Below are 17220 nucleotides of genomic sequence, written 5' to 3' on the forward strand. Positions count from 1 at the left end.
GCGACACGCTGTAAGCCATTGCAAACGCAAAAAAGCCCGGCGAAACCGGGCTCTCTTCGAATTCCATCGAGCAAAAGCGATTAGAGGCCGAGGCCGCCGAAACGCTTGTTGAACTTGGAGACGCGGCCACCGCGGTCCATGAGCTGCTGGTTGCCGCCGGTCCAGGCCGGATGCGACTTGGAATCGATCTCGAGGTTCATGACAGCGCCCTCCGAACCCCAGGTCGAGCGGGTTTCGTATTCGGTGCCATCGGTCATGACTACCTTGATCATGTGATATTCGGGATGGATGCCTGCCTTCATAACAATCTTCCTGCGATACCGGAGTTCAATTTGCCGCATGCAGTTGCGGCCAACGAACCGATTGAATAAATGAAGCCGCAGTCGTGATGGCTACGGCTTCCCATTAGGATGCGGTGCCTATACATGAAGGACGCCTAGATAACAAGAGCCTACAGGCCGCATTGCGCGGGTCCTGCGGGCGATCGGAGACGATTTGGCAGAGCAGGCACGGGCTGAGGAAAACAAAAGGCGGTCGCTACAGCCGCTCGGCAGGCTGACGCCCTACGTCATGCGTTATCGCGGCATGGTGGCCGGTGCGCTGATGTCGCTGGCGCTTGCCGCCATCACTTCGCTGGCGCTGCCGCTCGCCGTGCGTCGCATGATCGATCACGGCTTCACCCAGTCGGACGGCCGCTTCATCAACAGCTACTTCGCCATGCTGATGGTCATGGCCGTCGTGCTCGCGGTCGCAAGCGCGCTGCGTTATTATTTCGTCATCACCATCGGCGAGCGCATCGTCGCCGATCTTCGCCGCGATGTCTTTTCCCATGTGACGAGGCTGTCGCCCTCCTTCTTCGACGTCAACCAGTCCGGCGAGATCGTCTCGCGCCTGACCGCCGATACGACACAGATCAAGTCGGCCGTCGGCGCCACCGCCTCGGTGGCGCTCAGGAACCTCATTCTCTGTATTGGCGCCATGGGCATGATGATCGTCACCTCGCCGAAGCTTTCGAGCCTCGTCATCGGAGCGATCCCGCTGATTGTCTTCCCGCTCGTCGCCTTCGGCCGCTCGGTGCGCAAACGTTCGCGCGCCGCCCAGGATACGCTCGCCGATGCCTCCGCCTTCGCCAACGAGACGATCGCCGCGACCCGCACCGTTCAGGCCTTCAACGGCGAGGATGCCGCAGTGACGCGTTACGGCACTGCCGTCGAATCCGCCTACGAGGCTGCCCGCGCCGCGATCCGCTCGCGCGCGCTGCTGACGGGGATCGCCATCACGCTGATTTTCGGCAGCGTCGTCGCCGTGCTCTGGGTCGGCGCCCATAGCGTGCTTGCTGGCACGCTCTCGGCCGGCACGCTCGGCCAGTTCCTGCTCTATGCCGTCATCTCCGCCGGGTCGCTAGGCGCGCTGTCGGAGGTCTGGGGCGAACTTTCGCAGGCAGCCGGTGCTGCCGACCGGCTGACCGAACTTCTCGACGAAGTCTCGCCGATCACAGCCCCCGCCAGCCCGCAGGCTCTTCCTTCGCCTAGCCGTGGTCGCGTCGAATTTTCCGGTGTGCATTTCGCCTATCCCTCGCGCCCCGGAAAATCGGCACTGCATGGCTTAAGCTTCGCCATCACGCCAGGCGAGACGGTCGCCATCGTCGGCCCGTCCGGTGCCGGCAAGAGCACCGTCTTTTCGCTATTGCTGCGCTTCTACGATCCGCAGCAGGGCAGCGTGACGATCGATGGCGTCGACGCGCAGCTGACGACGCCCGACGAGCTGCGCCAGCGCATCGCCATCGTGCCGCAGGATGTCACCATCTTTGCCGCCTCGATCCATGACAACATCGCCTTCGGCCGCCCCGGCGCCTCGCGTGACGAGGTCCGCGCCGCAGCCCTTGCCGCGCAGGCCGACGAATTCATCGCCCGGCTGGACCAGGGTTACGAGACCGAGGTCGGCGAACGCGGCATCATGCTCTCCGGCGGCCAGCGCCAGCGCATCGCCATTGCCCGCGCCATCCTGAAGAACGCCTCCGTGCTGCTGCTCGACGAGGCGACCTCAGCGCTTGACGCCGAAAGCGAGACGCTGGTGCAGAAGGCGCTCGACGGCCTGGTGGACGGCCGCACGACGCTCGTTATCGCCCATCGCCTGGCAACCGTGCTGAAGGCCGACCGCATTCTCGTCATGGATCAGGGCCGCGTCGTCGAGGAGGGCACGCATCAGAGCCTGATCCGCCATGGCGGCATCTATGCCCGGCTGGCGCGACTGCAATTCGACGCCGCCAACGAGGATGTGCTCGCTGCGGCGAAATAGCCGGCGCGCACTTCTCCCGCCAACAACGACTAAAGTCTGAACCCGCTGCGCCTCCCCGCAGTTGTCTTTCGCGCGTTCTGCCCTAACCTCTTCATTCCCCCGGGTGGGGATATGGCTGCTGAAATCCTTGGGAGGAGATAGGAATGGCACTTTCCGATATGACGCGACGTACGGGCCTTGCGCTCGGTTTCGGTGTGCTTGCGGCCCTTGCCGTCGGTGCGTCTGCCACTGCTGCGGATTTTCCCGATCGCGCGATCACCATGGTCGTGCCCTTCGCGGCCGGCGGCTCGACCGATGTCGTCGCCCGCATCGTCGCGCAGAAGATGTCAGAGGATCTCGGCCAGCAGGTGATCGTCCAGAACGTCGCCGGCGCCGGCGGCAATCTCGGCGCCGGTAACGTCGCCCGCGCCGAACCGGACGGTTACACCATCCTGATGGGCACCGTGGCGACCCACGCCCTCAATCCGCTGATCCTCAAATCGACCCCCTACGATCCCGAGAAGGATTTCGCGCCGATCTCGCTGCTCGTCGTCGTGCCGAATGTGCTGGTCGTCAATCCGGAATTGCCGGCGAAGACCGTGCAGGAGCTGATCGCCCTGCTGAAAGCCGAGCCCGACAAATACAGCTACGCCTCATCGGGCAACGGCACGCCGCTGCATCTTTCCGGAGAGCTCTTCAAGTCCATGGCCGGCGTCAGCATGCAGCACATTCCCTATAAGGGCGCCGGCCCGGCATTGAACGACGTCATCGGTAACCAGGTGCCAATCATGTTCGACAATCTGCCCTCGTCGTCGAGCCACATCAAGGCTGGCACCCTGCGGGCGCTGGCGGTGACCACGGCCGAGCGCGCGCCCTCCTTCCCCGATGTGCCCACGATCGCCGAGTCAGGCATTCCAGGTTACGAGACCTATACCTGGAACGCGCTTTTCGCCCCTGCCAAGACGCCGAACGAAGCGGTGATGCGCCTCAACGCCTCGGCTAAAAAGGCGCTTGCCGACCCTGCCGTCGCTGAACGCATGAAGGAATTCAGCGCCACCATCGTCGGCTCGACGCCGGAGGAACTCGCCACCCATGTGAAGGCCGAACTCGCCAAATGGGGACCGGTCGTCAAGGGCGCCAACATCCAGATGGAGTGATGCCGGAGCACGATGCCGAAAAGTGCGAGCGGTTTTCGGACGACATCATGCTCTCACTATTTAACTTAGAACAGGATTCAGATTTTAGGCCGACCCGGCCTAAAATCATCCTGTTCTCGGGGCATAGCCGCTGGCGCCCTCATTCGCTTGCGTCCAATGGAAACGGTGACAATTGGACGCTAAGCAACCCAATCCTGATTAAGGCAGTGGAAAAGCTCGCCATTTTGATCTAGCCTCCGCTAAGCTGATGGTTGCAATTCAGCGTTTTGGGATTTCGGGAGACATCTATGTATAAATTCGAAGTCTATAAGGATAAGGCCGGCGAGTTCCGCTTCCGCTTCAAGGCATCGAACGGGGAAGCTATGTTCTCGTCTGAGGGCTACAAGGCGAAGGCGTCCGCCATGAGTGCCATCGAATCCATCAAGAAGAACACGCCAAGCGCCGAGGTCGTCGACCAGACGAAGGCCGAGTCTTGAGCAGACCGGCAGCGGCGGCGTGATTGCCGCCCTGCCCTTTCGCACCCTTGAGCAGCGCCGGCGCCCTTGAGCCCGGCCCGCTTGCGATTTTCGGTGCCCTTTTTCTTTTTCGCATATTTTTTTGAAAGCCATGTCGAAACGACCGGTGGTCGCGCCTCATTGTTTCGGAACGGCCGCGCCGCTCCGCCGGGCTTTACGATTTTCGGGATCTCGATCCCCGCTATCGGCATGCCCGGATCAACGCAACAACGAGATCAGGAGTTTTCCATGCAATATGCTCTCATCATTCGCGAGGCCGCCGAGGATTTCGCCCGCCGCGGCGATCCCGCTTATCGCGACGGCTGGGTCGCCTACAGCAAGGCGCTCGCTCAGGCAGGGATCATGACCGGCGGCGCCGGGCTGACAGGCCCGGAAACCGGCACGATCGTGCGCCGCAAAGGCGAGGAACACGATGTTCAGGACGGGCCTTATCCGGAAGGCAAGGAACAGCTCGGCGGCTTCTATCTGATCGACGTCCCCGACATCGATACAGCACTCGAATGGGCGACCCGCGTCCCGATCTCCGACAAGGGTTCGGTCGAGGTGCGTCCGCGCTTGCAGATGTGAGGCGGTAATGCCGCCCGATGCCGGACGCGCTGCCGAAAAGGTGGCGCGTCAGTCCTACGGCAAGCTGATCGCCTTCCTCACCGCCCGCTCGCGCGACGTGGCGGCAGCAGAGGACGCATTGTCGGAAGCGCTGGCTTCGGCGCTTCGCGTCTGGCCGGAGCGCGGCATTCCCGGCAATCCGGAAGCCTGGCTGCTGGTTGCCGCCCGCCGCAATCTCATGCAGGCGGCCCGCCATCGCACTGTCGAGGCCAATGCGCAAACGACGATATCGATCGCCTTTGAGGAGGCGGAGGAACGTATGAACGGGGCCGGCAACGCCATCTTTCCCGATGAGCGGCTGAAGCTGCTCTTCGCCTGCACCCATCCCGCCATCGACCGCTCCGTGCATACGGCGCTGATGCTGCAGACCGTTCTCGGCATCGAGGCAAAGACTATCGCGCGGACCTTCGTCGTCTCACCTGAGGCGATGAGCCAGCGGCTGGTGCGGGCCAAGGTAAAGATCCGCGATGCCGGCATTCCCTTCGCCGTCCCGCCTCGCCCCACCTTGCCGGAGCGGCTTGCGGCGGTGCTCTCGGCGATCTACGCGGCTTACGGTCTCGGCTGGGACGGTCTCGACGGAGAGGACGAACACCCTTCACTTGCCGGCGAGGCGATCTGGCTCGGCCGCGCGCTTCTGGCGGTGCTGCCGGACGAACCGGAAGCGGTCGGGCTGCTCTCCTTGATGCTTCATTGCGAAGCTCGCCGCAGCGCCCGGCGCGACGGTAGCGGCCGATATGTGCCGCTGGACGAGCAGGATATGGCCGCGTGGAACGCGATCATGATTGCCGAGGCGGATGCACTGTTGCGCAAGGCCGGCGGCTTCGACCATTTCGGCCCCTTCCAGTGTCAGGCGGCGATCCAGTCCGTGCATGCGGCGCGCCGGCTGTCAGGTACGACCGACTGGCAGGCGCTGACGACACTCTACGCGGCGCTGGTGATGATGAAGCCGACGCTGGGTGCACGTGTCAGCCAAGCTGCGGTGATCGGCAGGGCCTTGAGCGCCGCTGCCGGCCTGGAAGTGCTCGACCGGCTCGATCCGCGCGACGTCGCAAGCTACCAGCCCTACTGGGCCGTGCGTGCCTTTCTCCTGACCCAGGCCGGCGATGATACCGCGGCAGCCGATGCCTATATGACAGCGATCGGCCTCAGCGACAGCCCCGCCGTGCGCGATTTCCTCGCCGGCCGCCTGAAGGGCGCGCAGCAGGGAATGTCGGGCCACTGCATAATTCCCTAAATCGGAATCGATTTAGGGAATTATGCAGCAATTCAAAGTGTTACAGCGTCCTTTGCGCGTCTGAAAAGACGCGCGGCGCTGTAATCATTTCTCGGTCAGCTTCAGCTCGATGCGGCGATTGGTAGAGTGCGCATCCGGCGTATCGCCTGGCGCGATCGGCTGGAACTCGCCGAAGCCGGCGGCGACCAGCCGATCGGCTGGTACACCCTGTGCGATCAGAAACTTGACGACCGAAATCGCGCGCGCCGAGGAGAGCTCCCAATTGTCGCGATAGCGACCCGTTCCGGCAAGCGGCACATTGTCGGTATGGCCATCGACGCGCAGCACCCAATTGATCTCCGGCGGAATTTCCTTGGCGAGATCGAGGAGGGCCGCGGCAAGCTTCGCCATTTCGGTCTGCCCCTCCGGGTTGAGATCGGCGCCGCCCGATGGAAACAGCACTTCCGACTGGAAGACGAACCGGTCGCCGACGATGCGGATATTCTCGCGGTCCGAGAGGATCTCGCGCAGACGGCCGAAGAAGTCGGAACGGTAGCGGTTCAGCTCCTGCACGCGCGCGGCGAGCGCCACGTTGAGGCGACTGCCGAGGTCGGCGATCTTGGTCTGCGAGACCCGGTCTTTCTCCTCCGACGCCTGAAGAGCAGCTTCGACGGCGGCGATCTGGCTGCGAAGCGCTGATATCTGCTGGTTCAGCAGTTCGACCTGGCTGAGCGCCCGTTCGCTCACCTGCTTCTGCTCGTCAAGCTCCTGCGTCATCGAGCCGATCCGCTTCTGCGCCGCATCCTGACCGCCCGAACCGGCATTCAGCAGCGCCTGCAGCCGCGAACGGTCGCCTTCGGCGCTGGCAAGCGAGGCCTGCAGGTTGGCGACAGAATCCTGGAGATCCTGGTTGCTACCCTTTTCGAGCGCGAGAAGCTGCGTCAGCTCGTTGATCTGGCTGTTCAGGCGATTAAGCACCTCATCGCGTCCGGTGATCTCGCGGCTGAGGATGAACTGCCCGACGACGAAGACCGTCAGCAGGAACATGATTGAGATGAGCAGCGTCGACAGCGCATCGACGAAGCCCGGCCAATAATCCACCGCGCGTTCGCGGCGCCGGTTGCGGGCAAGAGCCATAGCTTACTTGCCCTCGCTCTTTTCTGTCTGGCTGGCGCGGTCGCGCATGCGCTCGCCCCTCTCGCCTGCGCGCTCCTGCACGCCGATGCGCTCGGCAAGCCGGTCGAGCGTGCGGCGCATGGCCTTCGCCTCGTCCTGCTGTGCCTCGATCCAGTCGCGCAGCATCTGCTGCTCGTTGCGCATGTTCTTGACGAGGCCCTGAATACCTTCGGCAAGGCTCGCCATGGCGGCGACGGAGCGCTGGCTGCCGGCGCCGCCCTCTTCGGAGACCTTGCGCAGATAATCGGAGAGCGCGCGCATGTCGTCCGAGGAGCCGCCGGATACGGCCTCGAGAGCCGGGGCAAGATCGGAGCCGACATCCGTGACCGAGGAAAGCCAGTTTTCCAGCTCCATGTAGAAGCGGTTTTGCGCGCGGCCGGCCTGCAGGTCGAGGAAGCCAAGAATGAGCGAACCGGAAAGGCCGAGCAGCGAGGAGGAGAAGGCCTGGCCCATGCCGGAAAGCGGCGTGGAAAGCCCTTCCTTCAGCGCCGAGAGCACGTCTCCGGTGCCGTTCGAGCCGGCATCGAGGGACTGAATGACAATGCTGATCGAACTGATCGTGCCGATGAGGCCCCAGAAGGTGCCGAGCAGGCCGAGGAAGACCAAGAGGCCGATCAGGTAGCGTGAAACATCGCGCGATTCGTCGAGGCGGGTAGCGATCGAATCGAGGATCGAGCGCAGCGCCGTCGTCGACAGCGCCACTGAGGACTTGCGGCTGCCGAGCAGCGCCCGCATTGGCGCAAGCAGCCGCGGATTGCGGTTCACCTTGTCGGCGCTGCCGGCGGCGCGGAACGAATTAAACCAGCGCACCTCAGGGCGAAGCGCCAGTACATGGTTGAAAACAAGGATGATTCCGACCGCGAGAACGCCGACGATCAGGCCGTTGAGGCCCGGATTGTGCATGAAGGCGGTCTGCGTCTGCCGGAAGAGGATGGCGGCGATAAAGCCGACGATGACGAGGAAAAGCAGCATCGTCCAGAGGAAGGGCATGGGACTCGAAAGCCTGTTGGCATAAGTGCCAGCCGTCTTTTCGGTGGAGCCGATCTCCGCCACATTCACATTTTCCATAGGGTCGCTGCCTCCGGAGTCATTGCTGGCGGAGACTAGAGCAACATTGTGCCGAATTGAAGTATGCCGGGGCGAAAACCGTGACTTTACAACAGCCAGATTTTCGTTCGGTCACTTGGCCGGAACCGGCCGCTTGACGACTTCGATCAGCGCCTTGTGGATGATCTCGTTGCCGGCGACGATCGCGCCGCTCTCCAGCATCGTCGCGCCACCGTCCCAGTCGGTGGCGAAACCGCCGGCTTCGCGGATGAGCAGAATGCCGGCAGCCATGTCCCACGGCGCAAGCTCCGCTTCCCAGAAACCGTCGAACCGCCCGGCAGCGACATAGGCAAGATCGAGCGTCGGCGAACCCAGACGGCGGATGCCCGCCACTTCGCCCATCACGTGGCGAAGTTCGACCAGGAACTTGCCGTGATTGCGCTTGCCGAGCGCCGGCACACCGCAGCCGATGACGCAATCCGACAGCGCGCGACGCGCGGCGACGCGCAGGCGTCGGTCGTTGAGGAAGGCGCCGCCCCCGCGTTCGGCGGTATAAAGCTCGTCGGTTGCCGGATTGAAAACGACGGCGGCAACGATCTCGCCGTTGCGTTCGAGCGCGATCGAGACAGCAAAGGCCGGGATGCCGTGCAAGAAGTTCGTCGTGCCGTCGAGCGGGTCGACGATCCAGCGATGCGCGCCGTCGGTGCCCTTGATTTCCTCGCTTTCCTCGCCGAGGAAGCCATAGGTCGGACGCGCCTTGAGCAGCTCTTCCCTGACGATCTTTTCGGCCTTGCGGTCGGCGGTGGAAACGAAGTCACCCGGTCCTTTCACGGACACCTGCAGGTTCTGCACTTCGCCGAAATCACGTCCCAGCGACTTTCCTGCCTTGAGGGCAGCCTGAACCATGACATTGAGAAGAGCTGAACGGGCCATCGGCGCATTTTTCCTTGGGACTGATACGGGGCGCGCGCGCTGCCAGGGGCGGGAAGTGTCCCTGAACATGCATGACAGGCAGCGCTGCGAAGATTGGCGGCCTCAAGACCACAAAATCAGGGAAATTTCAAGGGGAGGCACGCATGGCTGCCCTGCGGCGGCGGAAACCATTCATTTTATTCTGGACAGATCAGTCCAATAAGAGTAGAAGCCTGTTCATGGCACGACACAAGGAATTCGATCGCGACACCGCCCTTCATGCCGCCATCGGCGTATTTTCCGAGCATGGCTATGAAGGCACCTCGACCGAGCAATTGCTGACGGCGATGAAGATCAGCCGGCAAAGCATGTACGACACCTTCGGCGACAAGCGCGGTCTCTATCTGGAAGCGCTAAAGCGTTACAATGTGGAGAGCATCGACAAGATCATCGCCGATCTTCGCCGCGAAAACCGGCCGATCGAGGCTCTGGAAGGCGCTCTCGTCGCCTTCGCCTCGCGTCCCGCTGCCGAGGCGCGGCGCGGCTGCCTCGGTGTCAGCGCCATCTGTGAATTCGGCCGTACCGATGCCGAGATCGCAGCTCTTACCGACAGCGCCGGCCACGCGCTTCACGCGGCGATCGAAAGCCTTCTCGCTGAGGCTCGCAGGACCGGAGATCTCGCAACAGATATCGATATCGCCGACGCCATTCCGTTTCTCGGCGCTGCCCTGTCGGGCATGAAAGTCAGCGCCCGAAACGGCGTCCCACCCGAGACGCTCCGCGGTATCGCACACATGGCAATCAGAAGCCTCCGCTGACGACGGGGCACCTCCGAACCGGCCTTTCCATGACCAATTATAGACTGATCAATCCAAAAACAAAGGAAACCTGCATGTCTCAACCCCTTTCCACCAAGATCGCTCTCGTCACCGGCGGCTCGCGCGGCATCGGTGCCGCCATCGTCCGAAGGCTCGCCGCTGACGGCGCCGCCGTCGCCTTCACTTATTCCAACTCCGAGCACAAAGCGAAGGCAATCGTTGCCGAGCTGGAGGCTGCTGGCGGCAGGGCGCTGGCGATCCGGGCCGACAGTGCCGATGCGAAAGCCGTACAGGATGCCGTCGCGCTGACAGCCGGGCATTTTGGCGGTCTCGACATTCTCGTCAGCAATGCCGGCATTCTCATCCTCAACCCGCTCGACGACTATTCGCTCGAAGATTTCGACCGGATGTTCGCCGTAAACGTCCGCGCTGCCTTCGTCGGCATCCAGGCAGCGGCAAGACACATGAAGGAAGGCGGCCGCGTCATCACCATCGGCAGCGTCACCGCCGATCGCAGCGGCTTTCCGACCTCCTCGGTCTATAGCATGACGAAAGGCGCGATCGCCTCGATGACCAGCGGCCTCGCCCGCGATCTCGGCCCACGCGGCATCACCGTCAACAACATCCAGCCCGGCCCGACGGCGACCGACATGAACCCCAATGAGGACGATCATGAGCGCCTCAAGCCGCTGATGGCGCTTGGCCGCCTGGGTGAGGACCGCGAGATCGCCGGCCTCGCCGCCTATCTCGCCAGTGCCGAGGCCGCGTTCGTCACCGGCGCCAGCCTGACGATCGACGGCGGTTATCTCGCCTGAATGCAGAACCTAGAGGGCTACAATAAAAGTCGGCGGCATCCTGCGACACCGCCGGCTTCGATCCCGTCCAGTTCAAACAGGTCCTAAAACTTCTGTTGTGTCATCAGCACTTCGCGAGCGATCTGATCGAGCGGCAGGACCCGGTCGACGCCGCCTTTGGCGATCGCCTCCTTCGGCATGCCGAAAACGACGGAACTCGCCTCGTCTTGCGCCACCGTGTAGGCGCCGGCCTGGTGCATTTCCAGCATGCCGCGCGCACCGTCGTCGCCCATGCCGGTCATGATGATGCCCATGGCGTTGGAGCCGGCCGAGCGCGCCGCCGAGCGGAAGAGCACGTCGACGGAAGGCCGGTGTCGCGACACCAGCGGCCCGGTCTTCACGCTCACATAATAGCGCGCACCCTGGCGCTCGAGCAGCATGTGCTTGTCACCAGGCGCGATCAGCACATGGCCGCGCAGCACCGGATCGCCATCGACGGCTTCCTTGACCTCGACCTCGCAGAGCCCGTTCAGCCGCTTGGCGAAGGCGGCGGTGAATTTCTCCGGCATGTGCTGGACGATCACCGTACCAGGCGCATTGGCCGGCAGTTCTTCCAGGAACTCGCGCAGTGCTTCGGTGCCGCCGGTGGAAGCTCCGACGCAGACGACCATCTCCGTCGTCTTCGCCATGGCCCGCCCCGTCGGTGGCGGCAGCATCACATCCGCCGTCAGTTTCTTGGCCGGCCCCTCCGCTGAAGCGGAACGGATGGTTCCGGCGGCGCGGCGGACATTGGAAAGTCGTGCATGCGAGGCGCTCTTGACGACTTCGCGAATACGCATCGCATCATCGGCAAGGCTGTCGGCGGCCCCGATCTTCGATTTCAGAATGACGTCGACCGCACCGGCCTCCAGCGCCTGGATCAGCGTCTCCGAACCCGCCTCCGTCAGCGACGAACACATCACGACAGGGATCGGCCGCTGCGCCATCAGCTTGCGCAGGAAGGTAATGCCATCCATGCGCGGCATCTCCACATCGAGCGTGATGACATCGGGGATCTCCTCCTGCAGCTTCCGCGCCGCCATGAAGGGGTCGGATGCGACCGCCATGATCTCGATATCGGGATCCTGCTCCAGCACGTGGGTCAGCGTCTGGCGGACGCTGGCGGAATCGTCGATGATGAGAACGCGGATTTTCTTAGCCATGAATGCCCCTAATGCATGCCGTCCAGAAGTGCGCAGCGGTTTTGGGATGACGCCATGCGCTTAGATACGCTGAAATACCGTATTCGAGACCTGCTTCAACGGCAGATCGAAGCCGGTGATCGATTCAGAATGGCCGATGAACATGTAGCCGCCCTTCGCCAGGCAATCACAGAGGCGGTTGAGCACGCCGGCCTGAGTCTGCTTGTCGAAGTAGATTAGCACGTTGCGGCAGAAGATGACGTTCATCGCCTCGCCGATCTGGTATTTCTCGTCCATCAGGTTCATGCGGGCAAAACCAATCTTGCTGCGCAGTTTCGGCGTGATGCGCACCTCCCGCCGATCCGATTGCTTGGCCGTCAGCACGTATTTGCGCTGTAGATCGCGCGGCACGGGCGCGACGAGGTCTTCCGGGTAGATGCCGCGGCGCGCCGTCTGCAGCACGTCGGTGGAAAGGTCGGTGGCCAGAACGCTGTAGGAGACGTCGTTGCGGCCTTCGGTGAATTCCGCCAGCACCATCGCCATCGTGTAGGGCTCGGCTCCCGTCGAGCAGGCAGAGCTCCAGGTGCGGATGGTCCGAACGCCGCTATTGGCGATCGTTGGCAGCGCTACCGTCTGCAGATAGTCGAAATGCTTGGCTTCGCGGAAGAAGTCGGTCTTATTCGTCGTCACCACGTCGATCAGGTAGACGGTTTCCTGGTCGAGCCCGTCGTGATTGAACAGGAAGTCGCAATAATCGTCGAAGGTGGCATGGTTGGTTGCGCGAAGGCGGCGCCTCAGCCGCCCTTCGAGCATCGTCAGCTTGGTCGGCGGCATCTTGATGCCGCTGTAATCGTAGATGAACCGGGCAAGCTTGTCGAAATTGCGCTTGCTGATCCGGTCGCCCGGCAATTGGGTTTCCACCGCTGCTGCCATACTCATAGAACGCAGTACTCCGAGTTGATGCGCGGGTCAGGCCGCCGATTGCAGTGCCGAGGCGTCCTCGCGCGACAGCAACCGTGCAAGATCGATGATGACGACGAAGCCGTTTTCACGGCGAACGACGCCGGCGATATAGTCCGAGCGCCAGCGCACGCCGATGTCAGGCGCCGCCTCGATCTGCTCGCGCCGGAACGGCGTGACCTCGAAGACGCGGTCGGCGACGAGGCCGAGGGTCAGGAGCCGGCTTTCCATCGGCACGTCGAGGACGAGCACGCGCGTATGCGGCGTCGGCACGGTCTTCGTCATGCCGAGCTTCAATCGAAGATCGATCGTCGGCACGCCCTGCCCGCGCACGTCGCGCAGGCCGAGCAGATAGTCTGGACCATTCGGAATCTTGAAAGCTTCCGCATAGTCAAGGATTTCCCGTACGACCTCAACCGGCACGGCGAAAATCTCCTCGCCGAGGCTGAAGGTCACGAATTGCGCTTCCAGGGATGTCGTGGCCATGATCATGCGCTTTCCTTGAATTCGGCGTCCCCATCGTCGGGACCGCCCATGGAGAGATCGAGAGCGAAGCCTTTTACCCGCGCCTGCTGGCCGGCAACGCTGTTGGCAGCCGGCTTCCTGGTGCTGGGCTTGCGACCGGCGGCCTGTGCCGGACTGCGGACCGTGACCTTGGCGGCCGGCGTGCGGGACTGGCGATTGCTTGCTGTATCGACCTTGAAGAAGGCAATCGAAGCCTGCAGCTCTTCCGCTTGGGTCGCGAGCTCTTCCGAGGTCGCCGACATCTGCTCGGAAGCACCGGCATTCTGCTGCGTCACCTTGTCGAGCTGCTGGATCGCCTCGTTGATCTGCGAGGCGCCGACATCCTGTTCGCGGCATGCGGCGCTGATCTCGGAGACCAGTTCCGCCGTCTTGCGGATGTCGGGCACCAGCCGGCCGAGCATGTCGCCGGCTTCCTGAGCGGCCTTCACCGTATCGCCCGACATAGAGCTGATTTCGGCAGCAGCCGACTGGCTGCGTTCGGCAAGCTTGCGCACTTCCGAGGCGACGACCGCAAACCCCTTGCCGTGCTCTCCGGCGCGCGCCGCTTCGACGGCAGCATTGAGCGCCAACAGATCGGTCTGGCGGGCGATTTCCTGGACGATGCCGATCTTCTCGGCAATGGTCCGCATCGCCTGTACGGCGCGCGTCACCGCGTCACCACTGGCTTCCGCGTCCTTGGCCGACTGACGGGCAATCTTCTCGGTCTGGGCGGCGTTATCGGCATTCTGCTTGATGTTGGCGGCCATCTCTTCCATCGAGGCGGAAGCCTCTTCGGCCGAAGCCGCCTGTTCTGTGGCGCCCTGCGACACCTGCTCGGAGCTCGAGGACAGTTCCTGGCTGCCCGCCGAGACATTTTCTGCGGCAGCAGCCGCATCGGAGACGACGCCACGCAGGCGCTCAACCATCTGTTCGAGGGCAATGCCGAGCGTGTCCTTCTCCGAAAGCGGCTTCGGAGACACCGTCAGGTCGCCGTTCGCGATCTGGTTGGCGATCTCAGCAGTGCTGCGAAGATTGTCCGTCATGACGTTGATCGTGTTGACCAGATCCTTGATCTCGTCGTTGCTCTTGATCTCGATCTTCTGGTTCAGGTCACCGATGGCGACGGCGCTGGCAACGTTCATGATCTTGCGCAGGCCGCTGTTGACACCGAGCGCGATCCACAGCGCAGCAGCGAACGCGATGACGGAAGCCCCGATAGCGATGCTGATCAGCATGTTTTTCGTCGAACTATAAAGAATGTCTGTATCGTTATCGGCTTGCGTCATCGACTTCTGCTGAAGCGTGACGAGCGTCTCGAAAACATCTTCGAGTTCCATGACGAGAGCGCGAACCTCTCCGGACGAAAGCGCCGCTGCCGCTGCCCTGTCGCCACTTTCCTGGATAGAGGCGACTTTGTTGGAGCCCTCACTGAAGCGTTTGGCCAACTCGACCAGCCTGTCCCAGGTGGGCTTGCCCTCGGCAGTTGCGAGCTGTTGGCCGCCCGTGGCGAAAACTACCATTTCATCCAGGCTCTTCGCCGAATTCTGGTAGTCCTTCCTGGCTACTTCCGGATCCATTTCCAGAAGGGCATTCTTCTGCCAGCGAACAGCATTAAGCTCCGCAGTCTTTGCCTCTAGAGCCAGTTCCAGCCTCTTTGCCGGACCCGAAATAAGGTTGCCGACAGCATCGTTCAGGGAACTGAGGCTGATGATTCCATAGACCGCGCTGCCCACCAGCAACAATATGACAAAGCCAAATGCGGCTGCGAGCTTAAGTTTAATCGTAATACGCATCTCAATATACCTCTCCGAGAGCGAAGCAATAAATGTGGACCAGGGGGCGCGGCATCATGCAGCAAAGACATTCCGGTAGGCGAAGCGTGCGTCGCGGGCCATCCTGATTGGCCCACGACAATTGCGAACGGGGAGCGGTCATGCGCTTTCCCCAGGGGAGCGCTATGCGCTCTCCCTAAACTCGTCATCGGCCGTATCGGGACCGCCCATCGACATGTCGAGGGCAAACCCCTTCACGCGGGCCTGCTGACCAGCGATCGTATTGGCCGGCGCCTTACTGACCGGTTTGCGCGGTGCGGCCGAGGCCCGGCTGCGGGCGGTGAGTTTTACAGCCGGCGCGCGCTCGCGGCGCCCACCCGCCATATCGACCTTGAAGAAGGCGATCGACGTCTGCAGCTCTTCGGCCTGGGAGGCGAGTTCCTCGGAGGTCGCCGACATCTGCTCGGAGGCGCCGGCATTCTGCTGCGTCACCTTGTCGAGCTGCTGGATCGCCTCGTTGATCTGGGCAGCACCGATATCCTGTTCGCGGCAGGCGGCACTGATCTCGGAGACCAGTTCCGCCGTTTTGCGAATGTCGGGCACCAGCCGGCCGAGCATGTCGCCTGCATCCTGGGCGGCCTTGACCGTATCGCCCGACATAGAGCTGATTTCGGCAGCAGCCGACTGGCTGCGTTCGGCAAGTTTGCGCACTTCAGATGCGACGACCGCAAACCCCTTGCCGTGTTCACCCGCACGAGCAGCTTCGACGGCGGCGTTGAGCGCCAACAGATCGGTCTGGCGGGCGATTTCCTGGACGATGCCGATCTTCTGGGCGATCGTGCGCATGGCGTCGACAGCGCGGGAAACCGCCTCGCCGCTGGCTTCCGCATCCTTGGCCGACTGGCGGGCGATCTTTTCGGTCTGGGCAGCGTTGTCGGCGTTCTGCTTGATGTTGGCGGCCATCTCTTCCATCGAGGCGGAAGCCTCTTCGGCCGAAGCCGCCTGTTCGGTGGCGCCCTGCGACACCTGCTCCGAGCTTGCCGAAAGTTCCTGGCTGCCGGAGGAGACGTTCTCGGCGGCAGAGATCGCATCGGCCACGACGCCGCGCAGGCGCTCGACCATCTGTTCGAGCGCGAGGCCCAGCGCATCCTTGTCGGAGAGCGGCTTTGGAGACACCGTCAGGTCGCCGTTTGCGATCTGATCGGCGATGCCGGCGGTGGTCCGCAGGTTGGAGATCATGCTCTGCATCGCGATGCCGAGCGTATCCTTATCCGAGAGCGGCTTGGCATCTGTGCTGAGGTCGCCCATGGCAATCTGATCGGCAAGAGCTGCCGTGGTGCGCAGATTGGCAGTCATGCTGTTGACCGTGTTGATGAGGTCCTTGATCTCGTCATTGGTCTTGACATCGACCGTCTGGTTAAGGTCACCGATTGCGACGGCATTTGCGACGGTCGTGATTTTCCTCAGGCCGTTGTTGATTCCGAGCATGATCCACAATGCTGCACCGAGCGCCACAAGCACGGCGATGCCGGAAGCAGTGCTGAGGATCAGCTTGGTCGAGTTATAAAGATCGGTGTTCGCCTGATCGGTCGTCTTCATGCCCTTGCGCTGGATCTCGATGAGTGCGGCAATCGCGTCACCCATGTCGTTGGTCATCGTGCGCAGGTCGCCGAGCGACAGCGCCAGCGCGCCGGCTTGATCGCCCCTGGCGTCAAGCTGCTGCAGCTCGGCGGATCTGTCGCGGAATTTCGCGCCGATCGTCTGCAGCTTTTCCCAATAGGGTTTTCCTTCCGGCGAAGCGATGGCGTGGCCGGCATCGACGGCCTCAAACATGGCCTGCAAGTTCTGGTCGGCCTCCTTGTAGAAACCGGCAGCGCTGTCGGGATCCGTGGAAAGCAGTGCGTTCTTCTGAGCGCGTATGGCGTTGACTTCGGCGACATTGGCGGTCAGTGCCAGTTCCAGGCGGCGCATCGGCCCGTCGATCATCTTGCCGCTGGCGTCATTCAAGGTGCCGAGGCTCATGCTTCCGTAGATGGCGATGCCAATCAACAGCAATGTCATGATGCCGAAGGCAAGCCCCAGCTTGAGCTTGATGGTGAAACGCATGTGGTACCCCCTCTATGCGGTCAAAACGAATGGATAGAAACGCGTCCCATCGGCGGGACGTCGAACTTGAAAGTGATGTGTCTGAAAAGGGGGAAAGCGACTACATTCACTTCCCGGCAGCCGGACATCTATCGATCGCAGCGCCAACGCCTACATGCGTTGGGGGACATTCCCGTCTCGGG

General features: G+C 62.6%; 16 protein-coding genes. 7 read left to right on the forward strand and 9 right to left on the reverse strand.

The annotated features are described in order from the left end of the window. Positions 1-80: 80 nt before the first annotated feature. A complete protein-coding gene (gene rpmE / locus AB8B31_RS17695) occupies positions 81-302 on the reverse strand; it encodes a 50S ribosomal protein L31 (protein ID WP_003542805.1) in 222 nt (73 codons plus the stop codon). A 193-nt stretch (positions 303-495) separates the two neighbouring features. On the opposite strand from rpmE, the gene AB8B31_RS17700 reads away from it, so the two are divergent. The 5 genes from AB8B31_RS17700 to AB8B31_RS17720 all read left to right on the forward strand — a co-directional run bounded on the left by AB8B31_RS17700 (position 496) and on the right by AB8B31_RS17720 (position 5789). Then, entirely contained in the window at positions 496-2298 is a 1803-nt protein-coding gene (locus AB8B31_RS17700) for an ABC transporter transmembrane domain-containing protein (protein WP_131703028.1), read from the forward strand. A gap of 143 nt (positions 2299-2441) precedes the next feature. After that, positions 2442-3434, forward strand: coding sequence for a Bug family tripartite tricarboxylate transporter substrate binding protein (locus AB8B31_RS17705; RefSeq protein ID WP_018243480.1), 993 nt, complete (start codon positions 2442-2444; stop codon positions 3432-3434). 287 nt (positions 3435-3721) lie between these two features. After that, entirely contained in the window at positions 3722-3910 is a 189-nt protein-coding gene (locus tag AB8B31_RS17710) for a YegP family protein (protein ID WP_017968150.1), read from the forward strand. Between the two features lie 267 nt (positions 3911-4177). Then, positions 4178-4516 (forward strand): YciI family protein, encoded by a 339-nt coding sequence (locus AB8B31_RS17715; protein ID WP_026188521.1) that lies wholly within the window; start codon positions 4178-4180, stop codon positions 4514-4516. 7 nt (positions 4517-4523) lie between these two features. Then, entirely contained in the window at positions 4524-5789 is a 1266-nt protein-coding gene (locus AB8B31_RS17720; RefSeq protein WP_018243483.1) for an RNA polymerase sigma factor, read from the forward strand. An 84-nt stretch (positions 5790-5873) separates the two neighbouring features. Here the strand turns inward: AB8B31_RS17720 and AB8B31_RS17725 are convergent, their stop codons facing one another. The 3 genes from AB8B31_RS17725 to AB8B31_RS17735 all read right to left on the reverse strand — a co-directional run bounded on the left by AB8B31_RS17725 (position 5874) and on the right by AB8B31_RS17735 (position 8924). Then, positions 5874-6905 (reverse strand): peptidoglycan -binding protein, encoded by a 1032-nt coding sequence (locus AB8B31_RS17725; protein WP_018243484.1) that lies wholly within the window; start codon positions 6903-6905, stop codon positions 5874-5876. A 3-nt stretch (positions 6906-6908) separates the two neighbouring features. Then, on the reverse strand, positions 6909-8012 hold the full coding sequence (locus tag AB8B31_RS17730) for a MotA/TolQ/ExbB proton channel family protein (RefSeq protein ID WP_018243485.1): 1104 nt from the start codon (positions 8010-8012) through the stop codon (positions 6909-6911). Positions 8013-8123: 111 nt separating this feature from the next. Then, entirely contained in the window at positions 8124-8924 is an 801-nt protein-coding gene (locus tag AB8B31_RS17735) for an inositol monophosphatase family protein (protein WP_018243486.1), read from the reverse strand. Between the two features lie 218 nt (positions 8925-9142). Between AB8B31_RS17735 and AB8B31_RS17740 the strand changes: the two genes are divergently transcribed. Beyond that, complete coding sequence (locus AB8B31_RS17740; protein ID WP_018243487.1) at positions 9143-9721, forward strand: TetR/AcrR family transcriptional regulator; 579 nt, start codon at positions 9143-9145, stop codon at positions 9719-9721. A 74-nt stretch (positions 9722-9795) separates the two neighbouring features. Continuing rightward, the gene (locus AB8B31_RS17745; RefSeq protein WP_018243488.1) at positions 9796-10536 is read left to right on the forward strand and encodes a 3-oxoacyl-ACP reductase family protein; all 741 of its coding nucleotides are present in this window, start codon (positions 9796-9798) and stop codon (positions 10534-10536) included. Between the two features lie 83 nt (positions 10537-10619). On the opposite strand, the gene AB8B31_RS17750 is transcribed toward AB8B31_RS17745, so the two are convergent. The 5 genes from AB8B31_RS17750 to AB8B31_RS17770 form a co-directional block, all read right to left on the reverse strand. Then, positions 10620-11717: a protein-glutamate methylesterase/protein-glutamine glutaminase gene (locus tag AB8B31_RS17750; RefSeq protein ID WP_018243489.1), complete on the reverse strand. Its 1098-nt coding sequence runs from the start codon at positions 11715-11717 to the stop codon at positions 10620-10622. Between the two features lie 60 nt (positions 11718-11777). Continuing rightward, positions 11778-12635: a CheR family methyltransferase gene (locus AB8B31_RS17755; protein WP_018243490.1), complete on the reverse strand. Its 858-nt coding sequence runs from the start codon at positions 12633-12635 to the stop codon at positions 11778-11780. Positions 12636-12665: 30 nt separating this feature from the next. After that, positions 12666-13148 carry a chemotaxis protein CheW gene (locus AB8B31_RS17760; RefSeq protein WP_018072866.1) on the reverse strand — a complete coding sequence of 161 codons (483 nt, stop codon included), beginning with the start codon at positions 13146-13148 and terminating at the stop codon, positions 12666-12668. Then, entirely contained in the window at positions 13145-14953 is a 1809-nt protein-coding gene (locus AB8B31_RS17765) for a methyl-accepting chemotaxis protein (RefSeq protein ID WP_018243491.1), read from the reverse strand. Before AB8B31_RS17765 ends, AB8B31_RS17760 begins: the two co-directional genes overlap by 4 nt. Before the next feature lie 162 nt (positions 14954-15115). Then, a complete protein-coding gene (locus AB8B31_RS17770; protein ID WP_018243492.1) occupies positions 15116-17038 on the reverse strand; it encodes a HAMP domain-containing methyl-accepting chemotaxis protein in 1923 nt (640 codons plus the stop codon). Positions 17039-17220: the final 182 nt, after the last annotated feature.

It is taken from the genome of Rhizobium sp. 62_C5_N11_2 (assembly GCF_051811185.1).
In the GTDB taxonomy this organism is placed as follows: Bacteria; Pseudomonadota; Alphaproteobacteria; order Rhizobiales; family Rhizobiaceae; genus Rhizobium; species Rhizobium leguminosarum.